The organism is Candidatus Izemoplasma sp. (assembly GCA_036172455.1).
In the GTDB taxonomy this organism is placed as follows: Bacteria; Bacillota_I; Bacilli_A; order Izemoplasmatales; family Izemoplasmataceae; genus JAIPGF01.
Genome location: JAXKVY010000001.1, coordinates 99660 through 125841, shown reverse-complemented (window position 1 = coordinate 125841; position 26182 = coordinate 99660). Strand labels below are relative to the sequence as shown.

The 26182-nt window shown below is 35.5% G+C and carries 29 protein-coding genes and 1 other annotated feature; of the genes, 27 read left to right on the top strand and 2 right to left on the bottom strand.

Annotation, left to right across the window (positions count from 1 at the left end; translation table 11 throughout):
• Window positions 1-6: 6 nt before the first annotated feature.
• The 19 genes from UMR38_00600 (at window position 7) to UMR38_00510 (ending at window position 16722) form a co-directional block, all read left to right on the top strand.
• Window positions 7-2178, top strand: coding sequence for a bifunctional (p)ppGpp synthetase/guanosine-3',5'-bis(diphosphate) 3'-pyrophosphohydrolase (locus tag UMR38_00600; GenBank protein MEC9484356.1), 2172 nt, complete (start codon window positions 7-9; stop codon window positions 2176-2178).
• The gene (dtd, locus tag UMR38_00595; protein MEC9484355.1) at window positions 2178-2624 is read left to right on the top strand and encodes a D-aminoacyl-tRNA deacylase; all 447 of its coding nucleotides are present in this window, start codon (window positions 2178-2180) and stop codon (window positions 2622-2624) included. The genes UMR38_00600 and dtd overlap by 1 nt, the downstream gene beginning before the upstream one ends.
• On the top strand, window positions 2621-3415 hold the full coding sequence (locus tag UMR38_00590) for a GNAT family N-acetyltransferase (protein ID MEC9484354.1): 795 nt from the start codon (window positions 2621-2623) through the stop codon (window positions 3413-3415). The genes dtd and UMR38_00590 overlap by 4 nt, the downstream gene beginning before the upstream one ends.
• Window positions 3412-4017, top strand: a complete 606-nt coding sequence (locus tag UMR38_00585) for a GNAT family protein (GenBank protein MEC9484353.1) — start codon at window positions 3412-3414, stop codon at window positions 4015-4017. The genes UMR38_00590 and UMR38_00585 overlap by 4 nt, the downstream gene beginning before the upstream one ends.
• Before the next feature lie 19 nt (window positions 4018-4036).
• Window positions 4037-4244, top strand: a binding site (T-box leader).
• A 43-nt stretch (window positions 4245-4287) separates the two neighbouring features.
• Window positions 4288-5595: a histidine--tRNA ligase gene (gene hisS / locus UMR38_00580; protein MEC9484352.1), complete on the top strand. Its 1308-nt coding sequence runs from the start codon at window positions 4288-4290 to the stop codon at window positions 5593-5595.
• 8 nt (window positions 5596-5603) lie between these two features.
• On the top strand, window positions 5604-7355 hold the full coding sequence (gene aspS / locus UMR38_00575; GenBank protein MEC9484351.1) for an aspartate--tRNA ligase: 1752 nt from the start codon (window positions 5604-5606) through the stop codon (window positions 7353-7355).
• A 55-nt stretch (window positions 7356-7410) separates the two neighbouring features.
• Complete coding sequence (locus UMR38_00570; protein ID MEC9484350.1) at window positions 7411-8538, top strand: AI-2E family transporter; 1128 nt, start codon at window positions 7411-7413, stop codon at window positions 8536-8538.
• Window positions 8538-8960 carry a hypothetical protein gene (locus UMR38_00565; GenBank protein ID MEC9484349.1) on the top strand — a complete coding sequence of 141 codons (423 nt, stop codon included), beginning with the start codon at window positions 8538-8540 and terminating at the stop codon, window positions 8958-8960. The genes UMR38_00570 and UMR38_00565 overlap by 1 nt, the downstream gene beginning before the upstream one ends.
• Before the next feature lie 45 nt (window positions 8961-9005).
• On the top strand, window positions 9006-9701 hold the full coding sequence (locus tag UMR38_00560; GenBank protein MEC9484348.1) for a ThiF family adenylyltransferase: 696 nt from the start codon (window positions 9006-9008) through the stop codon (window positions 9699-9701).
• 11 nt (window positions 9702-9712) lie between these two features.
• Complete coding sequence (msrA, locus tag UMR38_00555; GenBank protein ID MEC9484347.1) at window positions 9713-10198, top strand: peptide-methionine (S)-S-oxide reductase MsrA; 486 nt, start codon at window positions 9713-9715, stop codon at window positions 10196-10198.
• A gap of 22 nt (window positions 10199-10220) precedes the next feature.
• Window positions 10221-10709, top strand: a complete 489-nt coding sequence (locus tag UMR38_00550; GenBank protein ID MEC9484346.1) for a dCMP deaminase family protein — start codon at window positions 10221-10223, stop codon at window positions 10707-10709.
• Complete coding sequence (locus UMR38_00545; protein MEC9484345.1) at window positions 10687-11706, top strand: S16 family serine protease; 1020 nt, start codon at window positions 10687-10689, stop codon at window positions 11704-11706. The genes UMR38_00550 and UMR38_00545 overlap by 23 nt, the downstream gene beginning before the upstream one ends.
• Window positions 11703-12050, top strand: coding sequence for a hypothetical protein (locus tag UMR38_00540; GenBank protein MEC9484344.1), 348 nt, complete (start codon window positions 11703-11705; stop codon window positions 12048-12050). Before UMR38_00545 ends, UMR38_00540 begins: the two co-directional genes overlap by 4 nt.
• A 17-nt stretch (window positions 12051-12067) precedes the next feature.
• Window positions 12068-12568 (top strand): signal peptidase II, encoded by a 501-nt coding sequence (lspA, locus tag UMR38_00535; GenBank protein ID MEC9484343.1) that lies wholly within the window; start codon window positions 12068-12070, stop codon window positions 12566-12568.
• Window positions 12537-13430, top strand: a complete 894-nt coding sequence (locus tag UMR38_00530; protein ID MEC9484342.1) for an RluA family pseudouridine synthase — start codon at window positions 12537-12539, stop codon at window positions 13428-13430. Before lspA ends, UMR38_00530 begins: the two co-directional genes overlap by 32 nt.
• Before the next feature lie 10 nt (window positions 13431-13440).
• Window positions 13441-14394: a zinc dependent phospholipase C family protein gene (locus tag UMR38_00525; protein ID MEC9484341.1), complete on the top strand. Its 954-nt coding sequence runs from the start codon at window positions 13441-13443 to the stop codon at window positions 14392-14394.
• A 146-nt stretch (window positions 14395-14540) separates the two neighbouring features.
• Complete coding sequence (locus UMR38_00520; GenBank protein ID MEC9484340.1) at window positions 14541-15806, top strand: Y-family DNA polymerase; 1266 nt, start codon at window positions 14541-14543, stop codon at window positions 15804-15806.
• Window positions 15799-16140, top strand: coding sequence for a YolD-like family protein (locus tag UMR38_00515; protein ID MEC9484339.1), 342 nt, complete (start codon window positions 15799-15801; stop codon window positions 16138-16140). Before UMR38_00520 ends, UMR38_00515 begins: the two co-directional genes overlap by 8 nt.
• A gap of 138 nt (window positions 16141-16278) precedes the next feature.
• Entirely contained in the window at window positions 16279-16722 is a 444-nt protein-coding gene (locus UMR38_00510; protein MEC9484338.1) for a hypothetical protein, read from the top strand.
• A gap of 43 nt (window positions 16723-16765) precedes the next feature.
• Here UMR38_00510 and UMR38_00505 read toward each other — a convergent pair whose 3' ends face one another.
• Window positions 16766-17269 carry a ferritin gene (locus tag UMR38_00505; GenBank protein MEC9484337.1) on the bottom strand — a complete coding sequence of 168 codons (504 nt, stop codon included), beginning with the start codon at window positions 17267-17269 and terminating at the stop codon, window positions 16766-16768.
• Between the two features lie 62 nt (window positions 17270-17331).
• Window positions 17332-18237, bottom strand: a complete 906-nt coding sequence (gene rnhC, locus UMR38_00500) for a ribonuclease HIII (protein ID MEC9484336.1) — start codon at window positions 18235-18237, stop codon at window positions 17332-17334.
• Between the two features lie 66 nt (window positions 18238-18303).
• Between rnhC and UMR38_00495 the strand changes: the two genes are divergently transcribed.
• The 8 genes from UMR38_00495 (at window position 18304) to UMR38_00460 (ending at window position 26144) form a co-directional block, all read left to right on the top strand.
• Window positions 18304-20628, top strand: coding sequence for an endonuclease MutS2 (locus tag UMR38_00495; protein ID MEC9484335.1), 2325 nt, complete (start codon window positions 18304-18306; stop codon window positions 20626-20628).
• Window positions 20629-20713: 85 nt separating this feature from the next.
• Window positions 20714-21022: a thioredoxin gene (gene trxA, locus UMR38_00490; GenBank protein ID MEC9484334.1), complete on the top strand. Its 309-nt coding sequence runs from the start codon at window positions 20714-20716 to the stop codon at window positions 21020-21022.
• 62 nt (window positions 21023-21084) lie between these two features.
• Window positions 21085-21963, top strand: coding sequence for a tRNA pseudouridine(55) synthase TruB (gene truB / locus UMR38_00485; GenBank protein ID MEC9484333.1), 879 nt, complete (start codon window positions 21085-21087; stop codon window positions 21961-21963).
• A gap of 4 nt (window positions 21964-21967) precedes the next feature.
• A complete protein-coding gene (locus UMR38_00480) occupies window positions 21968-22876 on the top strand; it encodes a bifunctional riboflavin kinase/FAD synthetase (protein ID MEC9484332.1) in 909 nt (302 codons plus the stop codon).
• A 114-nt stretch (window positions 22877-22990) separates the two neighbouring features.
• Window positions 22991-23260: a 30S ribosomal protein S15 gene (gene rpsO, locus UMR38_00475; protein MEC9484331.1), complete on the top strand. Its 270-nt coding sequence runs from the start codon at window positions 22991-22993 to the stop codon at window positions 23258-23260.
• A gap of 79 nt (window positions 23261-23339) precedes the next feature.
• Window positions 23340-24422, top strand: a complete 1083-nt coding sequence (locus UMR38_00470) for an AI-2E family transporter (GenBank protein ID MEC9484330.1) — start codon at window positions 23340-23342, stop codon at window positions 24420-24422.
• A gap of 51 nt (window positions 24423-24473) precedes the next feature.
• The gene (locus tag UMR38_00465; protein ID MEC9484329.1) at window positions 24474-25487 is read left to right on the top strand and encodes a calcium/sodium antiporter; all 1014 of its coding nucleotides are present in this window, start codon (window positions 24474-24476) and stop codon (window positions 25485-25487) included.
• Between the two features lie 135 nt (window positions 25488-25622).
• Window positions 25623-26144, top strand: a complete 522-nt coding sequence (locus UMR38_00460) for a DUF5698 domain-containing protein (GenBank protein ID MEC9484328.1) — start codon at window positions 25623-25625, stop codon at window positions 26142-26144.
• Window positions 26145-26182: the final 38 nt, after the last annotated feature.

The window sequence follows — 26182 nt, the reverse complement described above, 5'->3', positions numbered from 1 at the left end:
GATTATATGTCTACATCAAGAATTGATGTCTTAATGAACAATGTTGAAACTTACATAACCGATAAAACACATCTTAAATCCATTAAAGATGCGTATTTGTATGCCAAAAGAATGCACGATGGACAAATGCGTAAAAGTGGCCAAGAATACATCGTTCACCCCCTTGATGTAGGGATTATTTTAAGTGAATATAAAACTGATCCGACAACAATTGTTGCTGGGTTGTTACATGATGTTATAGAAGATACGACTGCGACTCATACTAATGTTGAAGAACGCTTTGGTAGCGAAGTAGCGTTACTTGTTGAAGGGGTTACCAAATTAGGTCAATATAAGTTTAAAGGGATGAACACAGAAACCGAAAAGAAAATGGCCCAAGCACAAAACTATCAAAAAATGTTGCTTGCGATGGCCCAAGATATACGTGTTGTCATCGTTAAACTTGCAGATCGCTTAAATAATATTCGTACTTTGAGTTCATTAAGTGAACAAAAACAGAAGAGAATTGCCAAAGAGACAATGGAAATCTATGCTCCTCTTGCACATCGCTTAGGGATGTATGTAATGAAGGCAGAGCTTGAAGATACCTCATTTAAATATATTAATCGTGATCGGTATCGTCGTATTGCACGAATGATTTCTGATACCAAACAAAATCGCGAAAGTGATTTAAACATTATGAAAACCAACTTAGAATATTTACTTGGTGAGAATAATGTTGAATGTAGTGTAAAAGGGCGCATTAAAAATATCTATTCTGTACATAAAAAAATGGTTAGTCGCAATAAAGAATTTGAAGATATCTTTGATTTATTAGCGCTACGCGTTATTGTGAATAGTGTCGAAGATTGTTATAGTACCATTGGGATTATTCACTCCAAGTGGACACCAATCCCTAATCGTTTTAAAGACTATATCGCAATGCCAAAACCTAACTTGTATCAGTCACTCCATACCAGTGTGATTGCGAATGGTAAAATTTATGAGATTCAGATCAGAACCCCACAAATGGATGAAATCGCAGAGTACGGGGTTGCGGCTCACTGGGCATATAAAGAAGGGGCCCCTGGCATTAAAATGACCGATGAAATCTCTAAAAAATTACGGTGGTTTGGTGACTTAGTTGAGTTCACTAAAGAAGCTGATAATGAAAGTGATGTTGTTAATTTATTACGTGATGATATCTTTCAATCAAACGTCTATGTTTTTACCCCAGACGGGGATATCATTGACTTACCCAAAGGATCAACACCCATCGATTTTGCGTTTCGAATTCATACAGAAGTAGGTATAAGGACAGTTGGATCAATCGTCAATGGTAAAATTGTTCCACTTGATTATCAATTAGAAACAGGCGATGTCTGTAATATCAAAACCAGCACAAATTCTTTTGGACCAAACGATAACTGGTTAAAGATTGTTAAAACATCAAATGCAAAATCGAAAATAAAGAACTTTTTAAATAAACGTCAAAAGAACTACTTGATTGATGTTGGACGCGAAGAATTCCAAAAAGAACTTTCACGCAGAAATGTTGAAATTAAATTAACAGACGATATGATAGCTGATTTTTTCACTAATAAAGGTGCTAAAACTGTTGAAGGTTTATATTATGAAATTGGCAAAAACACAATCAGTCCTAAGTCAGCAGTAAACTTATTAGTTGGCGAGTCCGAATATACCGAAGAAGAACTCATCCAACGGATTAATGATAGTGTGTATGTCGATAAGGAAAGTGACTCAAACATCATCGTTGAAGGGATTGACAATCCAAGTGTCAAACTGTCTAATTGTTGTACCCCAATTCCAGGTGACCGGATTAAAGGGTATATCTCTAAAGGATCTGGAATTGCCGTTCATAGAGTACGCTGTAATAATTTAAAATCACTCGATCAAAACCGTTTAATTGATGTTTATTGGGGAACAGATACAACTAAATCCTATACTGTCAACTTAAAGATCATCGCATCAAATAGAGATAACATTTTAGCTGAAATCATAAATACTATCACAGCGAAAAAAGGTAAAGTGACACAAGTTGCTGCCTCAACCAATAAACGATTAGAAGGTGTCATAAAAGTAAAAGTGAGTATCGCAAATAAAAAAGAGTTAGAAAGCATTATTATTAGTGTTCAAAACATTAAAAATATTATTTCTATCGAACGGTTGATGAAATAATGCGAGTCATTGTTCAACGCGTAAAAAAAGCGTCTTGCACAGTCAATGATGAGATTGTATCCTCAATCAATCAAGGGTTTTTACTATTGGTAGGTTTTACCCATTCCGATACAGAAAATACATGTGCCTATCTAGCGAAAAAAATTGCAAAACTACGGATTTTTGAAGATGATCATGAGAAATTAAATATTGCATTAAAGGATAAATCACTGCCCGTATTATCCATTTCTCAATTTACAGTATACGCCGATACCAAAAAAGGAAATCGCCCGTCATTTGTGAACGCGATGAAACCGGATCAAGCCAAAATACTCTACACACGCTTTAATACCCTATTACGTAAACAAGGGATTACCGTCAAAGAAGGTGTATTTGGTGAGCATATGGACATTGCCCTCATAAACGATGGCCCAGTAACGATTATAATGGAGCGTGAAGAGACATGATACGCCAATTAAATGAATCTGATCGAAAAAAGACACAAACATTTCTAAAACGTAACAGTACCTACAATATTTTCATGATTGGTGATATTGAAATGTTTGGCTTCGATAAGCCTTTTCAAACAATTTATGGTGAATTTGAAGCAGATACTTTAGTTAGTATGATGTTAATTTATCATGATAATGTCTGTTATTATAGTCAAAAGTCACAGCTTAATGATGAATTCTTACCCATTTTAAATACCCATACCTATCGCCATATATCTGGTGAAGCGCGCATAATTCAACAATTTAAATCCAGTCATCCAAATTTTAGTGAACAGTTACTATATTTTTGCGAGAACAAAGATCAGTTACAAGCAACGACTGTACCGTCTTATATTACATATGCCACAGATGAAGAGGACTTTAAAAAAGTATATCAATTACTTAAAACGATTGATGAATTTGATATCAAAAATCAATCAGAAGAAGACTATGTCAAAAAGCATTTAAAATGGACAAAAGGTCATACTAAACTATATATTGAAAAAGATAATCAAGCCATTGCAACAGCGACAGTCACCAGTGAAACAAGTGAAAACGGGATGTTAGTTGGTGTTGCAACACACAAAGATTATCGAAATAAAGGATATGCGAGTGAGTTGATTCAAGCACTGAATACAATTTTCATCGCTCAGAAACATAAATCCCTGTGTCTATTTTATGATAATCCACAAGCAGGATCCATCTATCATCGCTTAGGATACCAGACAATTGGACAGTGGATGATGCTTCGGAAGCAGGCATCATGATGGCATTTAGACAGCCGATTATTACAACTAAAAGGCTACGTTTACGACCGATTAAAGAAACAGATCAACGGGCGGTATACGATTATGCGAAACGGGATGATGTAGGACCCAATGCAGGATGGGCGCCGCATGCACATATGAAAGATTCACTGGCTTTTATTCAATATTCAATAAAGAAGCGTGACTTAGGCCAACCAGGTGTTTATGCGATTACCTTCAAAGAGAATGACACCTTAATTGGTACAATTGAAGTTCATTCAGTGCATAACACACGAGGTGAAATTGGTTTTGTATTACATCCAGATTATTGGAACCAAGGCATTATTACAGAAGCCGCACAAGCCATTATAATCTATGCATTTGAGGTGTTAAAGCTCAAACGTCTAGCGTATTGTCACTTTCATCATAATTTTGCTTCAAAACGTGTATGTGACAAACTAGGCTTTGTCTTTGAAGGCGTGTTACGCAAAAAGTTTCAAATGTATGATGGTAGATTATTAGACGATGTAGTCTATTCATTAATTGATGATGATTACGAGAATGACAATATCCCTTGGTTATCTAAAATAAAAGAGACTGTTTGTATTGACTGTATGTCATAAACATTGTATAATCACATATAGAAAACCAATGCGAAAGATGAGTAGATAAATAGATCATAACATAAGCGAGGATGGTTGGTGTAAGCATCTTTATGATCACTATTGAAAGACACTTTCAAGGGCTTTTTTGAACAAAGTAAAAAAAGACGTTCCCTCGCGTTAAGAGGAAAGGGCCTAGCTTGCTAGGAACTAAGGTGGTACCGCGGAGAAACTGATTCGTCCTTAAACATGTGTTTAGGGACGTTTTTATATAAAGGAGGAAATATCAATATGATACGAAAAATGAAAGGTATGTATGACGTTTTACCAGATGAAGTAAGTACATGGCAACACATTGAAAAAGTACTTCACAGTGTAAGCAAACTCTATCATTTCAAAGAAATTAGAACCCCTATTGTAGAATCATCTGATCTCTTTCACCGTAGTGTAGGTGAAAGTTCTGATATTGTGTCAAAAGAGACTTATGACTTTAGTGATCGTGGAAAGCGTGATAATACATTGCGCCCTGAAGGAACCGCTGGTGTCGTAAGAAGCTATATTGAAAATAAACTATATGCGGATGCGAATCAAGTTCAAAAGCTGTATTACTTAGGACCAATGTTTCGTTATGAACGTCCCCAAAAAGGACGCTATCGCCAGTTTGTTCAATTTGGCGCAGAAAGTTTTGGCAGTCCATTACCAGAAATGGATGCCGAATTAATAGATTATGCTGTAACAATTCTTAAAGCTTTAAAACTCAAAAATGTTACTGTAAGAATCAATTCGATCGGGGATGAAGAAAGCCGCGACAATTACCGTGACGCGTTACTAGATCACTTAAAGGATGACATTACTGAGTTGTGTCATGACTGTCAAGTACGCTATGACACAAACCCCTTAAGGATATTAGACTGTAAAGTCGATAAAGATCATCCCTTATTACAATCTGCCCCAAAACCCATTGATTACTTGAATGAAACAAGTAAAGCACACTTTGATCAAGTCATTGCTTTTCTTGACAGTATGGATTTAAATTATGAAGTAGATCCTAATTTAGTGCGTGGGCTCGATTATTATACCCATACTGTGTTTGAACTGGATGCGAACGTGCCTACCTTGGGTGCACAAAATACAATTTGTGCAGGGGGACGCTATAACCATTTAGTCAGTTCACTAGATGGTCCGGATAAGCCAGGGGTTGGATTTGCCTTTGGACTTGAACGTCTACTGTTCGCATTAGAACACAGTAACTACACACCAAAAAAAGACATGATTCATTTATACATTATGATTCTTGGTGATAAACAAAAGGCAGATGGGATTAAATTATTACATCGCTGTCGCCAAGGAGGCTTAACGGCTGACATTGATTATTTAGATCGCAGTATGCGAGCGAAATGGAAAGAAGCTGACCGATATAATGCACGTTTTGTCGCAATTTACGGTGATCAAGAACGTGAAAAGAATGTGATTGCTGTGAAAGATCAGATTTCTGGTGAACAGGTTGAAATACCAACCAATGATCTATATCAACATGTCATGACAGAACTCATGAAACCAAGTAAAGATTGCGGTTGTGACGACTGCAATTGCGAATAGAGGAGCGAATGATGAAACGAACACATACAAATGGTGAATTACGAATAGAAAATGTAGGTGACACAGTTGTATTAAAAGGCTGGGTTGCTAAAAAACGTGATTTGGGTAAACTGACGTTTATTGACTTAAGAGACCGTACTGGTATTACCCAACTTGCTTTTAACCAAGACTCTGATTTTAAACATATTATCCAAGCCATTAAAAGTGAGTATGTCTTAGAAATTGAAGGAACAGTCATTGAACGAAGCAGTAAAAATAAAGAGATTCCAACCGGTGATATTGAAGTAGATGTCACAACATTAAACATCTTAAACACTGCTGAACAATCACCTATGTTAATTAAAGATGAGACCGATGCACTAGAAGAAATTCGCTTAAAATACCGTTATTTAGACTTACGCAGACCCGTCTTACAAAAAACCTTTAAAATTCGACATGAAGCAGCGCAAGCGACTCGTGAATTCTTAAACCAAGAAGGCTTTTTAGAAATAGAAACGCCGATATTAACCAAATCTACCCCAGAAGGGGCAAGAGATTACTTAGTACCTTCCCGCATAAACGAAGGGGAGTTTTTCGCCTTGCCACAATCACCACAAATCTTTAAACAATTGTTGATGGTTGGTGGGTTTGAAAAGTATTATCAGATAGCTAAATGTTTTCGTGATGAAGATCTACGTCGTGATCGTCAACCTGAGTTCACCCAAATTGATATTGAAACAAGTTTCTTAGATCAATCTGATATTATGGATATTAGTGAACGGTTAATCAAACATATCATGAAAAAAGTGAAAGGTGCTGTGTTTAATGATGCGTTTCCAATTATGACTTACAAAGAAGCGGTTGAACGTTATGGAACGGATAAGCCTGATACACGCTTTGGTATGGAACTTGTTAATTTAACAAACTGGGCAAAAAATACAACTTTTGGTGTCTTTACCAATAACATCGATAAAGGTGGAATTGTTAAAGGGATTACTGTTAAAAATGGACAATCTCATTACTCAAATAAAGATGTCGATCAGTTAACTGACTTTGTGAAAAAGTTTGGAGCCAAAGGTTTAGCCACTCTAAAAGTGAAAGAAGATGGCTTATCTGGTGGTATTAAAAAGTTCTTTACAGAAGAACAGCAAGTTACTTTAATCGATAGGATGGATGCTGAGAATGGAGATTTAATATTAATGGTCTCTGATTCACGAGCTGTTGTCCATCAATCACTAGACCAATTACGTCGTCATATCGCAAAAGATCTTGTATTATATGATAATGATACCTATGATTTCTTATGGGTTGTTGATTGGCCAATGTTTGAATATCGTGCTGATGTTGACAAATTTTTCTCATTACACCATCCCTTTACAATGGTTCAAGAAGACTATTTAGATTCTTTAAAAGATGACCCTGAAAACGCCTTAGCATACGCTTATGATTTAGTTGTTCAGGGACAAGAACTTGGTGGTGGAAGTATTCGTATCCATAAAGAATCTGTACAAGAAACCGTCTTTGATGTACTCGGTATTAGCCAAGCAGAGGCGAGAAAGAAATTTGGTTTCTTATTAGATGCCTTAAAATACGGCACACCGCCACATGGTGGTATTGCTTTTGGATTTGATCGTTTAGTGATGATTTTAGCAGGCACAGATAATATCCGTGATGTTGTCGCATTTCCAAAAACAAATAGTGCACAATGCTTACTTACCAAAGCGCCAAGTGTGATTGACCCGTCATTGTTAAAAGATTTACACATCAAAACGCTGAAATAATTTTCAAAAAGACAACTTTATGGTATAATAAAGTGGATTGAAGGATGTGATTAAGGTGGATAAACAAAATAAATTCTTAAGTGACCAATTTTTGAACAAGGCAATTCGTGTGCTTGTTGTTATTTTATTATCGCTTGCGATTTTGCTATTGGCATCACAATTTAATGCCTTATGGTTTAAATTTATGGATGCATTACGTTCAGTATTGGTACCTGTGGCATTAGCGTGGCTAATATCACTGATAATGTACCCACTTATTCGACTTTTAGAACAACGTGGTGTTGGCTCTAGAGGGCTTAGTGTCAGTGTTGTTTACATTGGTAGTATCAGTGTATTCTTGCTTGTTATTTATTACTTATGGCCATTTTTGATTAGCCAAGTTAGAAGTTTCTTTGAAAATGATTGGGTCATGATTCAATTATATTTTGAGAATGATTTTCGTAATGAGTTTATTTTTGGGACAGAGATTTACGACTGGATTATTGAAACGATTAATAATTCAACCATTATTGAAGATACGATATCAAGTTTCGTCGATAATGTTACTGCCTCACTATCGAGCACCTTGATTAATGTGTTTACGGTTATTATCGTATTGCCAATCTTATTATTATACTATCTATTAGATTATGAATTAATTAATGACTCAATGCGTTCGCTGATTCCTGCGCGCTTTGAAAAGTCGACATCAGAACTCGGAAGTCGTTTCAACCATACCGTTGGTGCATACCTTCGGGGACAGCTTGTCTTAATGCTTGCGATTGGCATTGTTGCGACAATCCTGTATAAATTGATTGGATTACAATATTTCTTTATCTTTGGTATTATTGTTGGATTAACAAACATTATACCTTATTTCGGGGCCATTATTGCGATGGTACCGGTAGTTATTTATGCTGTTATTACACGTGATACTGGACCAGCACCACTGTTAGTTGTTGCGGTGAATATCGGATTGCAAATGATTGAAGGAAATATCTTCCAACCAATCATTATGGGAAAACAGTTAGAAATGCATCCGATTGTTATTATCGTATCCATCTTATTCTTTGGTAGCTTATTTGGCACCATTGGTGTTGTCTTTGCATCACCAATTGCCGCGTCGATACGTGTCCTTTATCAATTTTATAAAGAAAAACAACATGAAAAAAGTGGCGAGGAAGTTGTCGCCAGTGATGCGTGATGAAGCCTAATATTTATACCGTTCACCAGATAAATATCATTTTGTTTATTATTACATCTGTGATGTTTGTCCCAATTATTGTTGTATTTGCTTTTATCTTTGATTTACAAACAATGATTGATCCATTAACGATTTTGCTTATTGGGGCAGCTGGACTGGGCATCTTTATAGGTATGGGCATGTTGTTGTTAGTCTTCCAACGACAACGTAATTATCGCGCTGTTAAAGCATCCTATCACAAAGAATTTAGTTACTTATTATTTATTTCAGCGTTAGGTGTTTTTGGACTGGGTATTATCTTTACCTATCTAGGTGGTCCTGCCAAATACATTCCGCATGTCGTTATTCCATTGTTTTTAGGTGTTTATGCAGCATTATTCTTTATTGGTAGACGATACTTTAACGTTGACAATTTTCGTTAAATTTATATGAAGGCTACCCTGTAGCCTTTTTCAAAAGGTGATGTCATGATACACGCAAGAACACAAAGACAATTTGGTGAAGAAACCTATCAAAAACTAATCAACCACACGATCATGATTGTCGGACTTGGTGGGGTTGGTGGCTATGTTGCTGAATCGCTTGCACGATTTGGGATCAAACATTTAATTTTAGTGGATCACGACACTGTTGAAGCAAGTAACATAAATCGGCAGATAGTTGCTTTACACTCAACGATAGGTAATCTTAAGGTGGATGTTTTAAAGAAACGTATAACTGATATCAATCCAGAAATAGAGATTACTGTGTATCCTGTTTTTTATAATGCGGATACAAAAACGAAACTATTTGAACACAAGATTGATTTCATTGTTGACGCAATCGATACAATCACCTATAAAATAGATCTTGCAAAGGAATGTTTAAACCGGGATATTGGTCATATAGCTGTCATGGGTACAGGGGATAAATTAGGCCCAGAAAACCTAAATATTATGCCTCTTTATAAAACACAAACAGACCCCATTGCGCGTGTGATGCGCCGCAAGCTTAAAACACATCCTGGATATAAAACGCTTCAGACAGTGTGTTCATTTGAACAACCAAGTGCGATTAATAAGGAAGGCCGTACACCAACGTCTAATGCATTTGTCCCTGCGAGTGCTGGACTTATGGCCAGTAGTTATGTCACAAGATACTTACTTGAAAAAATAAAACGATAGGAGAGAATAACATGAAATCAATTGTTTTTGCCGGAGGTTGCTTTTGGGGTGTAGAAGCCTATTTTAAACAATTAGACGGTGTCGACCACACAGAAGTGGGCTATATTGACGGAACAGGAGAAGCGACTTATGAAGAAGTATGCTCTGGAAGTGGGCATGCAGAAGCTGTGTTAATCCGCTATGATGAATCGATTATTTCACTGAAGAAATTATTAGATCATTTATTTAACATTATTGATCCTACAAGTGTGAATAAACAAGGAAATGATGTTGGTGTTCAGTATCGGACTGGGATTTATAACTATGCGAGTGACGAAATCCCATTTATTAAAAACTATCTTAATATTCGTGCCAAGGAGTATCAAAAACCACTTGCGTTAGAACTTAAAACAAATCTAACCTTTTTCCCTGCAGAAGAGTATCATCAAGATTATTTAGAGAAAAATAAACATGGGTATTGCCATATTGATTTAGACTCTTATAAAAACGTAAAATAACCCGCTAAAGAAGGAGCATATAATGAAACGAACAGATTATATTTCTTGGGATACCTATTTTATGGGTGTGGCAAGTTTAAGTGCTATGCGAAGTAAAGATCCAAGAACGCAAGTTGGTGCGTGTATTGTGAATGAACAAAAGCGCATTGTGGGTATTGGCTATAATGGCTTTCCCTATGGCGTTGATGATGATGATTTTCCGTGGGATAAAAATGAAGTTTGGCTTGAATCTAAATATCCATATGTCGTTCATGCCGAACCCAATGCAATATTAAATGCGACAGTCCCCCTCGAAGGAGCGACGCTTTATGTCACCTTATTTCCATGCAATGAGTGTGCAAAGTTAATCATTCAAAGTGGCATTAAAGAAGTGGTCTATTTAGCCGATAAATATCACGACCAACTGAGTTTCGTGGCTTCTCGTCGAATGTTTGATGCCGCAAAGGTAACGTACCGCAGATTAACAAACTATGAACTGGTGATGAATCATGGTAAACCAAACAAAACGTAAACAAATCCTTGAATGGGCAGTGTTGAGTCTTATAACACTGCTTGTTTTAATCACATCATTAATCCGTGTAGACTATACCTTCACATCCCCAGGATATAATAATAATGTATCTAGCTTCATTGAATTTGATACACCTACTCCCTTAACAGGTTCTTTTCACACAACAAGTGTGATTCATTATGAGCGGACAACAATGTTTCAATACTATGCTGCCAAGTTATTTAACCATGTGGATGTTAATGAAATGCCACCGTTTTATGCCTACTTAGATTTAGAGGATTTGCGTGTGCAAAGCTATCTCTCTAAGGATGATAGCATTGCAACAAGTATTGTCAACGCAGCCAATGAAGCCGGTATTGACCTTGATTATACCACGTACACCACGGTATATTTAACATGGAGCTATTTAGAACCCGATACACTAGAAATAGGCGACCATATTTTAAGGGTGAATGATATACCCATCGACACGTTTGATTTTACCACTGTCAGTTGTGATGATACTGCAACTTTTGATATATTACGCGACAAAGAACCAATGACAGTGAGAATGAGTCCAACAGAAATTGATGACAGTTGCCGATTTGGGATTAGTCTTAAAGCGTTTACTGAAATCACTGAAGAGAACCTTCCTTATCATATTATCGAGACCAATACAGGGGGGCCTAGTGGTGGGATTATGCAGGCATTATATGTTTATAGCCAAATGATTGAGACAGATATTACCAAAGGCTATAAAATAGCCGGAACAGGAACCATTGATTTAGCTGGTAAAGCTGGCTTAATTAGGGGCGTAGAACAAAAACTGATTACCGCAATTCACAACGATATTGATATCTTTTTCGTGCCTCACTTAAGCAATGAAAATACGGATAATTATGTGGTCGCAAAAGCGTTATATGATACATTAGATACTGATTTAAAATTGGTTCCAATCACATCGTTAGACGATGCGATTACCTATTTATCGTCATTAGAAAGTAGTGGTTCATCATGATCCGTTTCCCAATCTTTCATCTACACAAATACTATAATAAAAAAGAGATTGCAAATGCCTTTCTTACTGGCGTGATATATCATATCATTGGTCTCGTTGGACTTGGTCTTATACTCGCTAATCTGATTTTCTTATACATTCCTTATCTTGTCTACTTTCTAACATCCGCCTTCATTTTAGGCAGTTTTATTTTAGCTCGGGGTAATACAGTCATCATTGATCAATTAAAAAAAGAAACGCATTTAGCCACATTTCCCTATGAACGGATGTATAAACAAAATACATTATTTGATATTACGCTATTATTTATTGCCTTAATTGGCTTATATTTTACCATTAACTAACACAAAGAGGTGACATCATGACAAAAACAACCCGAATTGGTCTCCTGGTAATTAGTATATTAGTTGCCCTCGATCAGATCACAAAATTACTCATCAAGACACAGTTATATCTTGGTGAAGAAATACCTGTAATCCCACAATTTTTCACAATCACATCGCACCGTAATGACGGTGCTGCATGGGGAATCTTCAGTGGAAACATGCTCTTTTTCTATCTCATTACTTTGATCGCTGGTGTACTCTTTTATCTTTTGTTAAAAGAGTCAGATGTAACAACAAAGAAATTTTATTCGTATGGTATTTTTCTTATGGTTGCCGGTGGGATCGGTAATTTCATTGACCGTCTAGCCTATAAACAAGTCGTTGATTTTATTGATATTGACATTTTCAGTTATACAACATTTCCCATCTTTAATATTGCCGATATTTGTTTAGTTATCGGAATGATTATGTTTACCTTAGATGTCATCATCGAGGAGGTATTTTATGGAAACCATCATCGTAACACAACAAAATGAACATGAGCGACTCGATCGTTTTTTAGCCGATCAACTCACATTATCGCGTAATGTTATTCAACAATATATTAAAGATGATCACATTTTAGTGAATGGGGCATCTAGTAAAGCCAATTATAAAATCAAGGTTGAAGACACCATTACGATTAATCCGCCAGCACCTAAAGAAATTTCTTTAAAACCAGAAGATATTCCTTTAGATATCATCTATGAAGATGATGATGTTGCTGTGGTGAATAAACCGGTGGGGATGGTTGTCCATCCCGGCGCAGGAAATCCAAGTCATACAATGGTAAATGCGTTATTATATCATTTAGATGATTTAACTGCGATTAAGGGGGAGATTCGCCCTGGAATCGTCCATCGGATTGATAAAGAAACCAGCGGATTATTGATGGTTGCCAAAAATGATTTAGCCGTTGAACACCTATCAAAGCAACTCCAAGAAAAAACGGTTGAACGCACATACGTTGCCCTTGTAGAAGGCGTTATTGATCACAACAAAGGTAAAATCAATGCTCCCATTGGCCGCCATAAAACACGGCGCCAACATATGGCTGTGGTCGAAAATGGAAAGCCAGCAATTACCCATTTTACCGTTATAAAACGATATGAAAACCATACCCTAATCGAATGCCAATTAGAAACCGGTAGAACCCATCAAATTCGCGTCCATTTAGCTTATATCGGTCATCCCTTAGTAGGTGACCCAAAATATGGTAGACGTAAAACAGACACATCGCATGGACAATATCTTCATGCAAAATCCCTTGGCTTTAAACATCCCCGGACAGAAGAAACCTTGTTTTTTGAAAGCCCATTACCAGACTTTTTTCAAACAACCTTAAATGAACTAGAATAGAGGAATCCACATGCCAGATTTTTATATGCATGCTAAATTTGCCAAAGAGATTGAAGAAATATTACCTGTATCGCTTGATACACCATCCTTATTGCTTGGTGCGCAAGGACCAGATCCGTTTTATTATAAAGTTTTAGGCGGTAAAACACACGATTATCGATACTATGCGGATCGACTACACGATACCGACACAGCAAAAAGCCTATCGCTTTTAACCACGTATGTTAAAACGCATCCCAATCAAAAACTTATCAGTTTTTATATTGGGTATTTATGTCACTATGCTCTCGATGTGACTGTGCATCCTTACATCTATCACCATGTGGGTGTCTATGATGTCAATCAACCAACCACGCATCCGTGGCGCGGCTTACACTTACGCTTTGAGCGCGCTGTCGATATCAAGTTAATTGAACATGATTATGATATAAAAGCGCATCAGTTCAATGTGAATAGTTTATTACCTAAGTACAATACAGAAGAGACAATCGATTATGCCATATCGCATATCATTCATAAAACCTTTGACAGTAATCCAGGCTTATCTTACACCGTAGCTTCAAAAGCAATGAAACGTACGTTAAAATGGATGGTTCGTGACCGTTTTGGCATGAAGCGATTATTGTATAAAGGCTTAGATCGCTTTAATCATAAAACGGATTTATTCTTACAAGACCTCTCTTTACATGCGAAGCCAATCCCGTTTGATTATCTTAATATAGATCATCATCCTTGGCATCACCCCATCACTAATCAAAAATCAACTGCCTCTGTCTTTGATTTATATGACCAGGCAAAAGAATTTGTGCTTAATATATTAGATACTGTATTACCGTATATTGAAGGAAAAGGCACCGTTGACCTGTCGACAGTTTTTACCAATTTATCTTTTAATACAGGGATTAATTGTGACCGCGGAAGCAAGATGAAATATATTCAAATATATACTGAAAAGCAACAATAAAAAAGTTGCTTTTTTTATAGTTTTTTTCAATAAAAGACCTTAGCCCTAAATAAAAACTAAAACCCGTATTTTTATCATTTTACCTCTCTTGCATTCTTCAAAATAGCGCGTATAATAGAATACACAAAACACTTGGAGGTGGTAAAATGGATAATTATCGGATACATAGAAATATATTATGTATTGACCTGAAAAGCTTTTATGCATCAGTAGAATGCGCTATTAGAGGGCTAAACCCATTTACCACCCCACTCGTTGTAGCAGATAAATCACGGGGTGGCGGCAGTGTTGTTCTAGCTGTGACACCGTACTTGAAAAAACGTGGGGTTAAGAACCGCTGTCGCATTCATAATCTTCCAAAAGATGGAGAGATTATCTATGCCAAACCACGGATGAAGAAATACTTAGAAATGTCGACTAAGATTATTGATATCTATCTAAAATATGTCTCCTATGAAGACATGCATATTTATAGTATTGATGAAGTCTTTTTAGATTTGACCACTTACTTGAATTACTATGAAAAAAGCGATGAAGAAATGGCAAAGATTATTCTTGATGATATCTTAGAAACTACTAAAATACCCGCAACATGTGGGATTGGTCCGAATATGTTACTAAGTAAGATTGCCCTTGATATTGAGAGCAAACATTCACCGACCTTCATCGCTAAATGGAGTTATGATGATGTAGAACATAAACTATGGAATATTACACCATTATCAGAAATGTGGGGCATTGGTTCACGGATGGAACAAAATTTGAATCAGCTCGGTTTATATACGGTTGGTGATATTGCCCGTTATCCACTGAAGCGCCTTCGTAAATACTACGGTATTTTAGGCGAAGAGTTATATCATCATGCACACGGTATTGATCAATCCATCATCAGTGAAAAAATAGCGTATGAACCTGTCTCAAAAAGTGTTGGCCACGGTCAAACACTCTTTCATGATTACTTTTATGATGACGTTAAACAAATTATTTTAGAGATGACTGATTTAGTTGCTAAACGGTTACGAGAAGGAGAGAAGAAGGCTTACACAATTCACTTTGGTATTGGCTATTCAAAGGTAGTTGGTGGTGGGTTTTCTCATCAACGTACGCTACCATTTCCCACATGGAATGAAAGTGAAATTTATCGAATATGCCTTGATTTACTGGATGAACATTATGATGAATCACCCATTAGACGGGTATCGATTAGAGCCTCAAACCTTGTGAAAGAATATTTTATTCAACTCAACTTATTTAGTGATGTTTCACAAAAAATTAAAGAACACAAAATCCATAAAACAATTGACAATATTCAATTTAAACATGGCAAAAATACGATTATAAGAGGTTCTAGTTTAACCGATGCCTCTACCATACAAGCACGTAACGAAATGGTTGGTGGTCATAATGCCTAACACCTTAGAACATTATGTTTATCGCGATCGTAAGATGATGAAATGGTTGCCTTTTGGTGCCTTAACAGAACAAGGTGACTACTTACAAGAACTCTTTGCGAAACGAAATAGACAAGAGAAGCCAACCTTATTAAGCGATGCGGAAAATGAGATGAACTATATTTTAGAAGAAGCAATCGCAATGTCTTTACCTATTAAAGTAACCTACTTTGAACAGTATACGTATCATACAATCAGTGGCTTAGTCACAAAAGTCGATCAGATGCATAGACAACTAACCATTAATGGGACACGATTATCTGCCCAGCAAATCACTGATATTAGATTTCAATAAAACAACGGTACACGATTATACACGTGTACCGTTTTGATTAAATTAAGCTTGGTTTCTATATTTTTTATAGTCCCCCACTAAAAAAGATATCGACCACATGACGCTTTCGTGATACAATGTAAAAGAAAGGGTGATGTGGTGAAGACTAAACAAATTATATTATCGATATTACTGATTATAATCCTTAGTACCGCCTTTTACATTGAGCAATTTATTGCATGGGAAACATTCAATTTTGGTCCAGTATTTATTGTGATTATACTGTTTGGCATACTAAAAATGATTTTTTACACTATGGATATTACACAACAAAGAATGGGCTATATATTTGCCATAAGTACCTGTTTATATTTCATTATATATACGTATATGACATTTTCAGGATACAGAGGCGGGACGAGTGCGCTCTCTATTGCGGTCCCCATTCTACTGATAATGACCTATGCCTATGCCTCACTCTATTCTTCAAAAAATAATAAGACAACACGGATTATATTAGATGGATTTCTCATTATCACACATGTTATGCTTATATTGTTTATCATGGGTGGCATTGGTTTAGCAAGTTATGGCGTATTATAAAAAACACGGTACATCAGTACCGTATTTTTTTTGATGTTTTGTCTTATGCTTCTTGAGTAGGATCAACGAAAGTACGTTGTGCCATTTCTTGGTCTAAAACATAAAGACCGGCATCTTTTACAAGTTTGATTTTGTCGATTAATGAAGAGAAAGTATCTTCCTCTTCAACTTGTTCATCCAAATACCAGTTTAAAAAGCTGATTGCCGCATAGTCACTAACCTCATTAGCAATTTTCATTAAATTATTAATCCGTGCAGTTACTTTTTTCTCGTGTGCAAGTGAAGTTTCAAAAGCATCTAATAAACTATCATAATCATTTTGTGGTGTATCAAATCCTGTAATGTTTACACGTTCACCGCGATCATTAAGATAGTTAATGAATTTCTTTGCATGCGCTAATTCTTCTTCGTATTGAATCATAAACCAATTTTCAAATCCGTCTAATCCTAATGTTGCGACATATCCAGCCATTGCAAGATAGATATGTGCCGATTCAATTTCAAAATTCAATTGTTCGTTGATTGCTTCTACTAATTTTTTATCCATAATGTCATCTCCTTTTCATACTTATTATAACGAAGTTATTCTATCATGACAACATAAACATACTATTTCGCTAATTTTTTTGCTTTATCAAATGTTGTAAAGTGTGTTTTGGCAATATTCTCCAAGTATGCTTCACCATGTTTTTTAATCAACGAGGCCGCGATATCGTCAACTTTTGCGCCTGCCCCTTTTGGCAAGGTTACGCCAACTTGATCAGATAAGTGATCAAAGTGCTTTAAAAAAGCATATCTAGCCAAAATACTGGCTAAAGCCACACTGGCATAACGACTTTCTGCCTTGGTTAAAAAGGTGATATTGCGATATACACGTTGTTCAGTATTTAAATACTGAAAATATTTTTTCTCAGGTGTGAATTGATCGATAATCACTTCTGGACTTCCGTGGATTTTTTGAAGCAAATTTAAAATTGCTTTATTATGTAAATACGCTTTAATTTTATTCATATTGAATCCCTTTTTAACGAGTTGATTATACTTATCATTATGGAGGGTTAACAAACTAAATGTGCCCATATCTTTAATTGCTTCACCAATAATGAGGATTTGCTCATCAGACACATTTTTAGAGTCACGAATATTTAATTGTTTATATACTTCTATATCACTTTGATTCAAATGAAAAGCACACACAGTAATTGGTCCAAAAAAGTCACCCGTTCCTACTTCATCACTACCAATAGACGGGTAGAAGTAATCTTTGAAATCTGGTTTTTTTGACGCTGACTCGGCCGCAGGGTAATTAAGTATAGTCAACCACATATTATACTCATCTTCGGCATCTTCGCCTTGAAACATAACCTTACCAGTTGTATATATGGATACAGCAACATATTCTGTTTTCGCAAAAAACACAATATGCGGACTATTATTCTCAACTTCATAGTCTTGATAGAACTGTTTTATTCGCGCTATATCTGTTTTACTCATATTTTTTAAGACAAAATTCAAAAAAACCACCTCGCATCTATTATTTTACCACAATCTTTGATAAAATAATATCTAGGAGTGATGAAAATGTATGCAGAAACACAATTACTAGAATTTAATAAAGTAAAAGAACACATTACTGCCTATGCACACACGACGATTGGAAAAGACAAAGTTCGTCAATTAGCGCCTAGCAATAATAATTTAGAAATCACACGTAAATTAAACGAAGTATCACAAGCAAAATACATCACAGAAGGATACAAAGAAGCTCCTTTTGGTGGTGTTAGAGATGTCACAGATATCCTCAAACAAGCGAAGATATATGCGACCCTTACTCCAAAAGACTTTCTTGATATTATGGGACTTGTGGATGCGTCGAAAAATATGATACGCTTTTTTAAGCAAGTCGAAGAAAATGAATTACCTTTTGATGCCTTATTACCGTATCTCGATGACTTAAATCATGTCAAAACAATTAAAGACGAGATCATGCAGGTTATTACGATTGATGGTAAAATACGTGATGATGCCTCATCTGAACTGTCGCGTATCAGACGAAATATCGCTAGTAAAGAACGTAAAGTGAATGAAAAATTAAATCAATTTTTAAATCGCAACAAGAAAAAATTAACTGAATCTTTAATTACTATGCGGTCTAACCGGTTTGTTGTACCTGTAAAAGCAAGCGACAAAAACAGTGTCAAAGGAACAGTTGTTGACATGTCTAGCAGTGGTGAAACAGTCTATATTGAACCCGCAAGCGTCGCAGAAATCAATAACCAAATTTCTTTACTTAAAATTGAAGAACAAAATGAAATTGAAAAATTGTTACGAGATTTAACCGCTTTTATTGCCGGATATCATGGTGTGCTTAAAACAAACTTTGATGTTTTAACAACCCTAGATTACCTATTCGCGGTAGGTAAATATAGTATTGAGTTACTGTGTGTGAAACCAGATATTACGAAAAAGACCATTGACTTACAAAAAGCCCGACACCCATTAATTGATCAAAAAGAGGTTGTTGCGAATACCATTGCATTTAATCCTGGACAAGATACCATTATTATTACAGGACCAAATACAGGTGGGAAAACTGTTGCTTTAAAAACGATGGGATTACTCTCTATAATGGTTCAATCAGGGTTGCTTATTCCTGTTGAACCGGAAAGTAAAACAATCATTTTTACCCATATTTTCGCCGATATTGGTGATGAACAAAGTATTGAACAATCCTTATCTACATTTTCATCACATATGACTCGGATTATCCGAATTATTAAACAATGTACCCCAGGATCACTTATTTTACTAGATGAGTTAGGTAGTGGGACTGACCCGAAAGAAGGATCTAGTCTTGCGATGGCTATTTTAGATCATATTAATCAATTTAATGTGTACACGATTGCCACAACACATTATCCCGAGTTAAAAGCCTACGCCTATGATAAAGAGCATATTATAAATGCCAGTGTCGAATTCGATGTGAACACATTATCCCCTACATATCGTTTATTACTAGGTACCCCCGGTAAATCAAATGCGTTATTAATTAGTGAACGGCTCGGGTTACCCAAAAAAGTGATTGACAGAGCCAAAGAGCACGTTATTACAACAAATACCGATGTATCAGAATTGATCAATAAATTAGAGAAACAAGGGAATGTTCTAGATGAAAAAATTCAAGAATATGATCAATTGATTGCCCGAAACAAAGAATTAATCGAAGACAACAAACGATTAAAACGTGATTTACGGGAAGAAAAAGATCAATTAAAACAGAAGGCTAGTCTAGAAAAACATAAGGTCTTGACACAGGCAAAACGCGAAGCAAGTAAGCTGATTAAAGAAATAGAAGCCTTACAAAAAGAAAGCGAAATTAAGCCTCATGAACTAGCTGAATTAAAATATAAAACCAAAGAATTGTTGCATAATGACGTAAGGGATTCAGAAACACTTGAACATACTTACCAAACAGGAGATTTAGTCACCGTGTTAAAGTTTAACCGAACAGGCGAACTCTTAGAACAACAAAAAAATAGAAAATGGTCTGTCAAAATGGGCTCATTAACGATGAACTTAGATGAAAAAGAGTTTGAATTTATCGAACATAAAGATAAACCTAAAAAACCTGTAAAAGTGAAATCAAAGGTTCATAAGTACACGCCAACCACGCTGGATTTAAGAGGTCTTCGATATGAAGAAGCAAAAGCCAAACTTGATAAATATGTAGATGATTGTGTTTTAGCAAATATTCCATTTGCGACAATCATCCATGGTTTTGGAACATTGACCTTACGAAAACTTGTAAAAGATTATGTCGATAAACACCCTCAAATCAACAGTCATCGTGATGGGAAAGCCAATGAAGGTGGGAATGGCGCAACCATCATTGAGTTAAAAAATTAAAAAAAGTATTTATATAGGCAAATTGATTGAAAACAAAGAATTTATTAAGTATAATAATCATGTATTTTAGAAGGAGGAATTAATTATGGCAATAATTTATGCAAATGCAGATGATTTTAAAGAAAAAACTAAAGAAGGAACATGTCTCGTAGATTTCTACGCAGATTGGTGTGCGCCTTGTCGCATGTTAGCGCCAGTATTAGAACAGATTGCTGAAGAAAACGAAGACATCACAATCGTCAAAGTCAATGTTGATGAAAATCAATCATTAGCTGCTGAACATGGTGTTCGCGGAATTCCAGCAATCCATGTTATGAAAGATGGAAAACAAGTTGCTTCACGTGCTGGGTTCTTACCTAAAGACGCATTAGTTGATTGGGTTAAAAACGCATAAAATACCAAGTTTTATAACTTGGTTTTTTTTTGCCTTTTTAGTATAATGAGACTGGTGATATAATGGATGGTATTCTACTTGTAAACAAGCCTAAAGATTACTCTTCACATGATGTTGTTGCGGTATTAAGAGGTATCTTGAAAACTCGAAAAATTGGTCATAGTGGGACCTTAGACCCTGATGCGACTGGCTTATTGGTTGTCGGGATTGGTAAAGGCACAAAAATTATGCGCTACTTAAACCAAGATGATAAAGGCTATGAAGCAACGGTCTGTATTGGTAAAGCAACAACAACGCTAGATGATACAGGGGAGGTTACTGATACTAAGTCAGTATCTAGATTAACTGGTGTCGATGATGTCTTGGCATCTTTTTTAGGTCAGTATACACAAACACCACCCATGTATTCAGCAATTAAATATAAGGGGAAACGTCTCTATGAATATGCCCGTAAAGGGATTATAATCGATGATATTCCCTCACGGGATATTACGATTAAAGAAATTGCAAGAACAAGTGAGATTCGATATGAAAATGATAAGGCTTATTTTGAGTATAATGTATTAGGATCCAAAGGGCTTTATGTTAGAACATTATCTTATGATCTGGCCAAGAAATTAGGCTATCCTGGGTATAACTATCAATTAAATCGAGTGAAAGCTGGACATTTTAGTTTGGATAACGCTTATACCTTAGAAGATATTAAAGGCGGTAACTATACTTTAATATCATTATCAGATGCGTTAGGTCATTTACCGAAAGTTATCGCAAATAAAAGGATGCAAGAAGACATAAAATATGGTAGACTATTATCTGTGACCGATTTCCCACATTTAGGATTAACCCGTGTTGTGGATGAAAGTAATCAATTACTGGCCATTTACACAAAGCATCCAAAGCGGATGGCTATGAAGCCAACAAATGTCTTTGTAAAGGATTGATACAATGGAAATTAAAACATTAAATGGGCATGCAATTAAAGAAAAAACAGTTGCGGCTATAGGATTTTTTGATGGTGTTCATTTAGCCCATCAAGCATTAATTGAAAAAACGATTGAGATAGGAAATCAAAAACAATTGCCTACCGCAATCATTACCTTTGATGAGCATCCGAAAAGTATTTTATATGATTTTGATTACCATTATATTACCCCTTTAAAACGAAAACTTGAAATTTTTAAACAATATAATATCGATACTGTTTATGTTATTAACTTTACAAAAGAAAAAGCGAATTTATCACCAAGTAAGTTTATTGATCATTATTTACTCAATATTGATACATTGGTCTGTGGCTTTGATTTTAAATTCGGTGCACGAGGTAGTGGTACAATCAAGACCTTACAAGCACACACTGAATTTGATACTGTCATTGTTAAAAAGATTACTTATCATGGCTTTAAAATTGGTAGCACCCATATTAGAGATTTAATTCAGTCTGGGCATGTTGAACAGGTTACCCCTATTTTGGGTGATTATTACATGATTGAAGGAGAAGTCATTCATGGTCAAAAGAAAGGCCGAATGATTGGATATCCTACCGCAAATGTTGATACTGATCATTATCTTATCCCTAAACAAGGGGTATATGTGACAAAAACAAAAGTTGGCGATAGATGGTATGATTCGATGAGTAGTGTGGGACACAATCCAACACTCAACTGTCGTGTAGAACTAAGCGTTGAGTCAAATATTTTTAATTTTAACCAAGATATTTACGGTCAAGAGATCACGATTAAGTTTTTACATCGTCTACGTGATGAAGAGAAGTTTGATTCTGTTGATGCCTTAATAAAGCGTATTGATGAGGATAAAGAAAATACATTAGCGTATCTAAAAAAGAATAAGGAATAATCCTTGCATCTCAAAAAAGGTATGCTATAATATATTGTGCGCCTATTTCTATGTTTTACGATACTCCAACGTATTACACGGAATTAGGTAAGAAAAAATATAGGAGGTACTAATATGGCAATTTCAAAAACAGTAAAAAAAGAAATCGTTGAAGAATATCGTTTAAAAGAAGGCGATACTGGTAGTGTTGAAGTTCAAGTTGCGTTACTAACAAAAGAAATTGAAGCATTAAATACGCACTTAAAAAAACACAAACATGATTACCATTCTCGTCGTGGTCTACTCAAAAAAGTTGGACATCGTCGTAACTTGCTAAAATACTTGAAAAAGAACGAAATCGAACGTTATCGTACACTGATTAAAAAATTAGGTATTCGTCGATAAACAAAAAGCGTATTTACGCTTTTTTTATTTTAAACAAGCGCTACATATGGTATACTGTTATAAAGTATGGAGGTGCCTTATGGAACAAGATAGACGGATAAAAATATTGCATTATTTAGGAATGACAGCACTTGCTGTGATTTCATTATATTACCTTAATTTATTATTTTCAGATCAAATTCAATTATTGCGTGGGGCAATTACAGCAATTGTATTACCATTTGGGATAGCTTTATTTATTTCTTATTTATTATCACCATTAGTTAATTTAATAGAACAATATACCCCCGTTAAACCACGCTGGGTAGTCGTGATTATTGTCTTGCTTTTATTTTTAGCATTATTAGCATTATTTGTCTACTTTATTGGTGATGTTATTTATGAACAAGCAGTGTCCTTTTTTAATAATGATTTTCAAAACATCCAAGTTTGGATACAAAATGTCTTTTTAGAAAATACCACCATTCAAGATGCTTATGATTATGCGATAAGAGAAATTAGAGAAAGTAGCGCACCAATCATCTTTAATATTATTAATGTCTTCAAAAGCTTGGTGACAATTGTAGCTACAATTGTGTTGGTTCCTGTCTTTTTGTTTTTCTTATTGCAGGACAAATCAACGATTTTCAAAGGGATTGTAAAAACATTGCCAAACAAGTACCAAGATCATGCAGAAGAACTCGGTAAACGAGCTAATGAAGTTATTCAAAAATACTTCAGTGGTCGATTTATTTCTATTTTGATTATGAGTATTTTGTTTACAATCATGTTCATATCGTTTGGCTTTAGTTTCAGACGCAGCTTATTCTTTGGCTTTTTACTTGGCTTTTTAGATATTATTCCATATATAGGTGCATTTATTGGTATCTTACTTCCGATTCTTTACTCCTTTACGATTCCAGATAGGCTCTTTTTAGGACAATATACATTCTTAGGATTACTAGTGGCAAACGCCGGCTTACAAGCCTTCCAAGGTAGTATTTTACAGCCCTATATTATGGGAAAAGAAGTGAATCTCCATCCATTACTTGTTTTATCAAGTTTTGTTTTCTTTGGAGCCCTTTTCGGTATTGCCGGGGTTATTTTAGCGATTCCAATTACAGGTATTATTAGAACGTCAGCAATTTATTATAAAGAATTACACAATTCTTCACAAAATTAAACCAAATATGTTATACTAAGCCTTGCAAAACATTGATACTGGAGGAAATTTATGTTTAACTGGTTATTTGATTTATTCACGACCTTGCCAAATTGGGCAGAGGTCATATCATTTATAGGATTTTTAGTACTTGGGATTTTCTTTCTAGTGAAGGGTGCTGATTATTTTGTTGATAGCGCGAGTAGTTTAGCAAAGATATTAGGTGTATCAACACTCATTATCGGTCTAACAATTGTCTCCTTTGGGACAAGTGCCCCAGAAGCAAGTGTTAGTATCTTTTCACAAATTAATAACTCAAGTGACATTTCATTAGGAAACGTTGTTGGAAGTAATATTTTTAATACGTTAGTCGTTCTTGGAATGTCAGCAATCTATGCGCCAATTATTATTCATTATAGACTCGTCAGGCGAGAAATTCCATTTATGATTATCGTCACTTTATTATTATTTTTCATGGCATTATTCTTCGATTTTAATGGTTCTAATGCTTTAATACGCATTGAAGGTGCGATTTTACTCATCTTATTTGTTGGTTACTTATATATGAATTATCGCAACGCGCAAAAGGGTGAAGAAGTCGTTATTGATATTGATGACAGTGTTGATATTATGCCACTCAAACAAAGTATCTTGTTATTGTTTGTTGGACTAATAATGATTATTGCTGGTGGAGAATTTGTTGTACATGGGGCAAAAAACACAGCCTTACAAATCGGTGTAAGCGAGACAATGGTTGGTTTAACCGTTGTTGCGATAGGTACGAGTTTACCAGAACTTGTCACAAGTGTGGTTGCGGCCCGTAAAAATGAAAATGATATTGCTTTAGGAAATGTCATTGGTTCTAACATCTTCAATATTTTGTTTATATTAGGTATTGGGTCAAATATTGCTGCGATGACAATCTCAATCTATGCAATCTATGATTTTCTTATTTTAATTGGGGTTACCGGTATCATTACCTTCATCATTTTCTACTATAAAAAGATTGGCAAAACGAGTGGCTATATGTTCATCGGATCATACCTGTTGTACATTACATTTGTTGTTTTACGAGAAATTCTTTAAACCCCTTAACAAAGGGGTTTTTTTATTGCCTAAAACTGTGAAAACACTATCAAAAAAAAGATATTGACAAAGTCATTGAATAGGAGTATATTATGTATGTTTGACTAATAATATCACTGGAAAAGAGGGGTCTTCATGGACGCACTTATCATCTATTTTTTAATTTTTATCATCAAAGTATTTGAGGTTAGTATTTCAACCTTAAGAATTGTATTAATCACCAAAGGTGAACGCACTAAAGGTGCGGTTTTAGCCTTTTTTGAAGTTATTTTATGGCTATTAATCATTTCTGCGGTGATCAGTGATATCACTGAAGATCCATTTAAAGTGGTTGTGTATGCCCTTGGTTTTGCGGTTGGTAACTATGTCGGTAGCTGGCTAGAAGGCTTTTTAGGTGCCGGTAACGCGAGTGTGGAAGTCATTTGTAAGCGCAGTGATGCAAAAGAAATTACGCGTGCGCTCCGTTCTAAAGGACACGGTGTTACGAGTGTTCCAGCAAAAGGGATGACAACAGCACGTGAAATATTACTGATGTATATCTCCAGAAAAGAGCTCCAAAAAACAGTGAAATTTATTCGTGAAATCAATAAAAATGTAGTGATTACTATTCATGATATTAAGCCAATCTATGGCGGTTATCGCATGTTTCGGAAATAAGCCACACATTCTCACATGAATTAAGGGATTATACTATC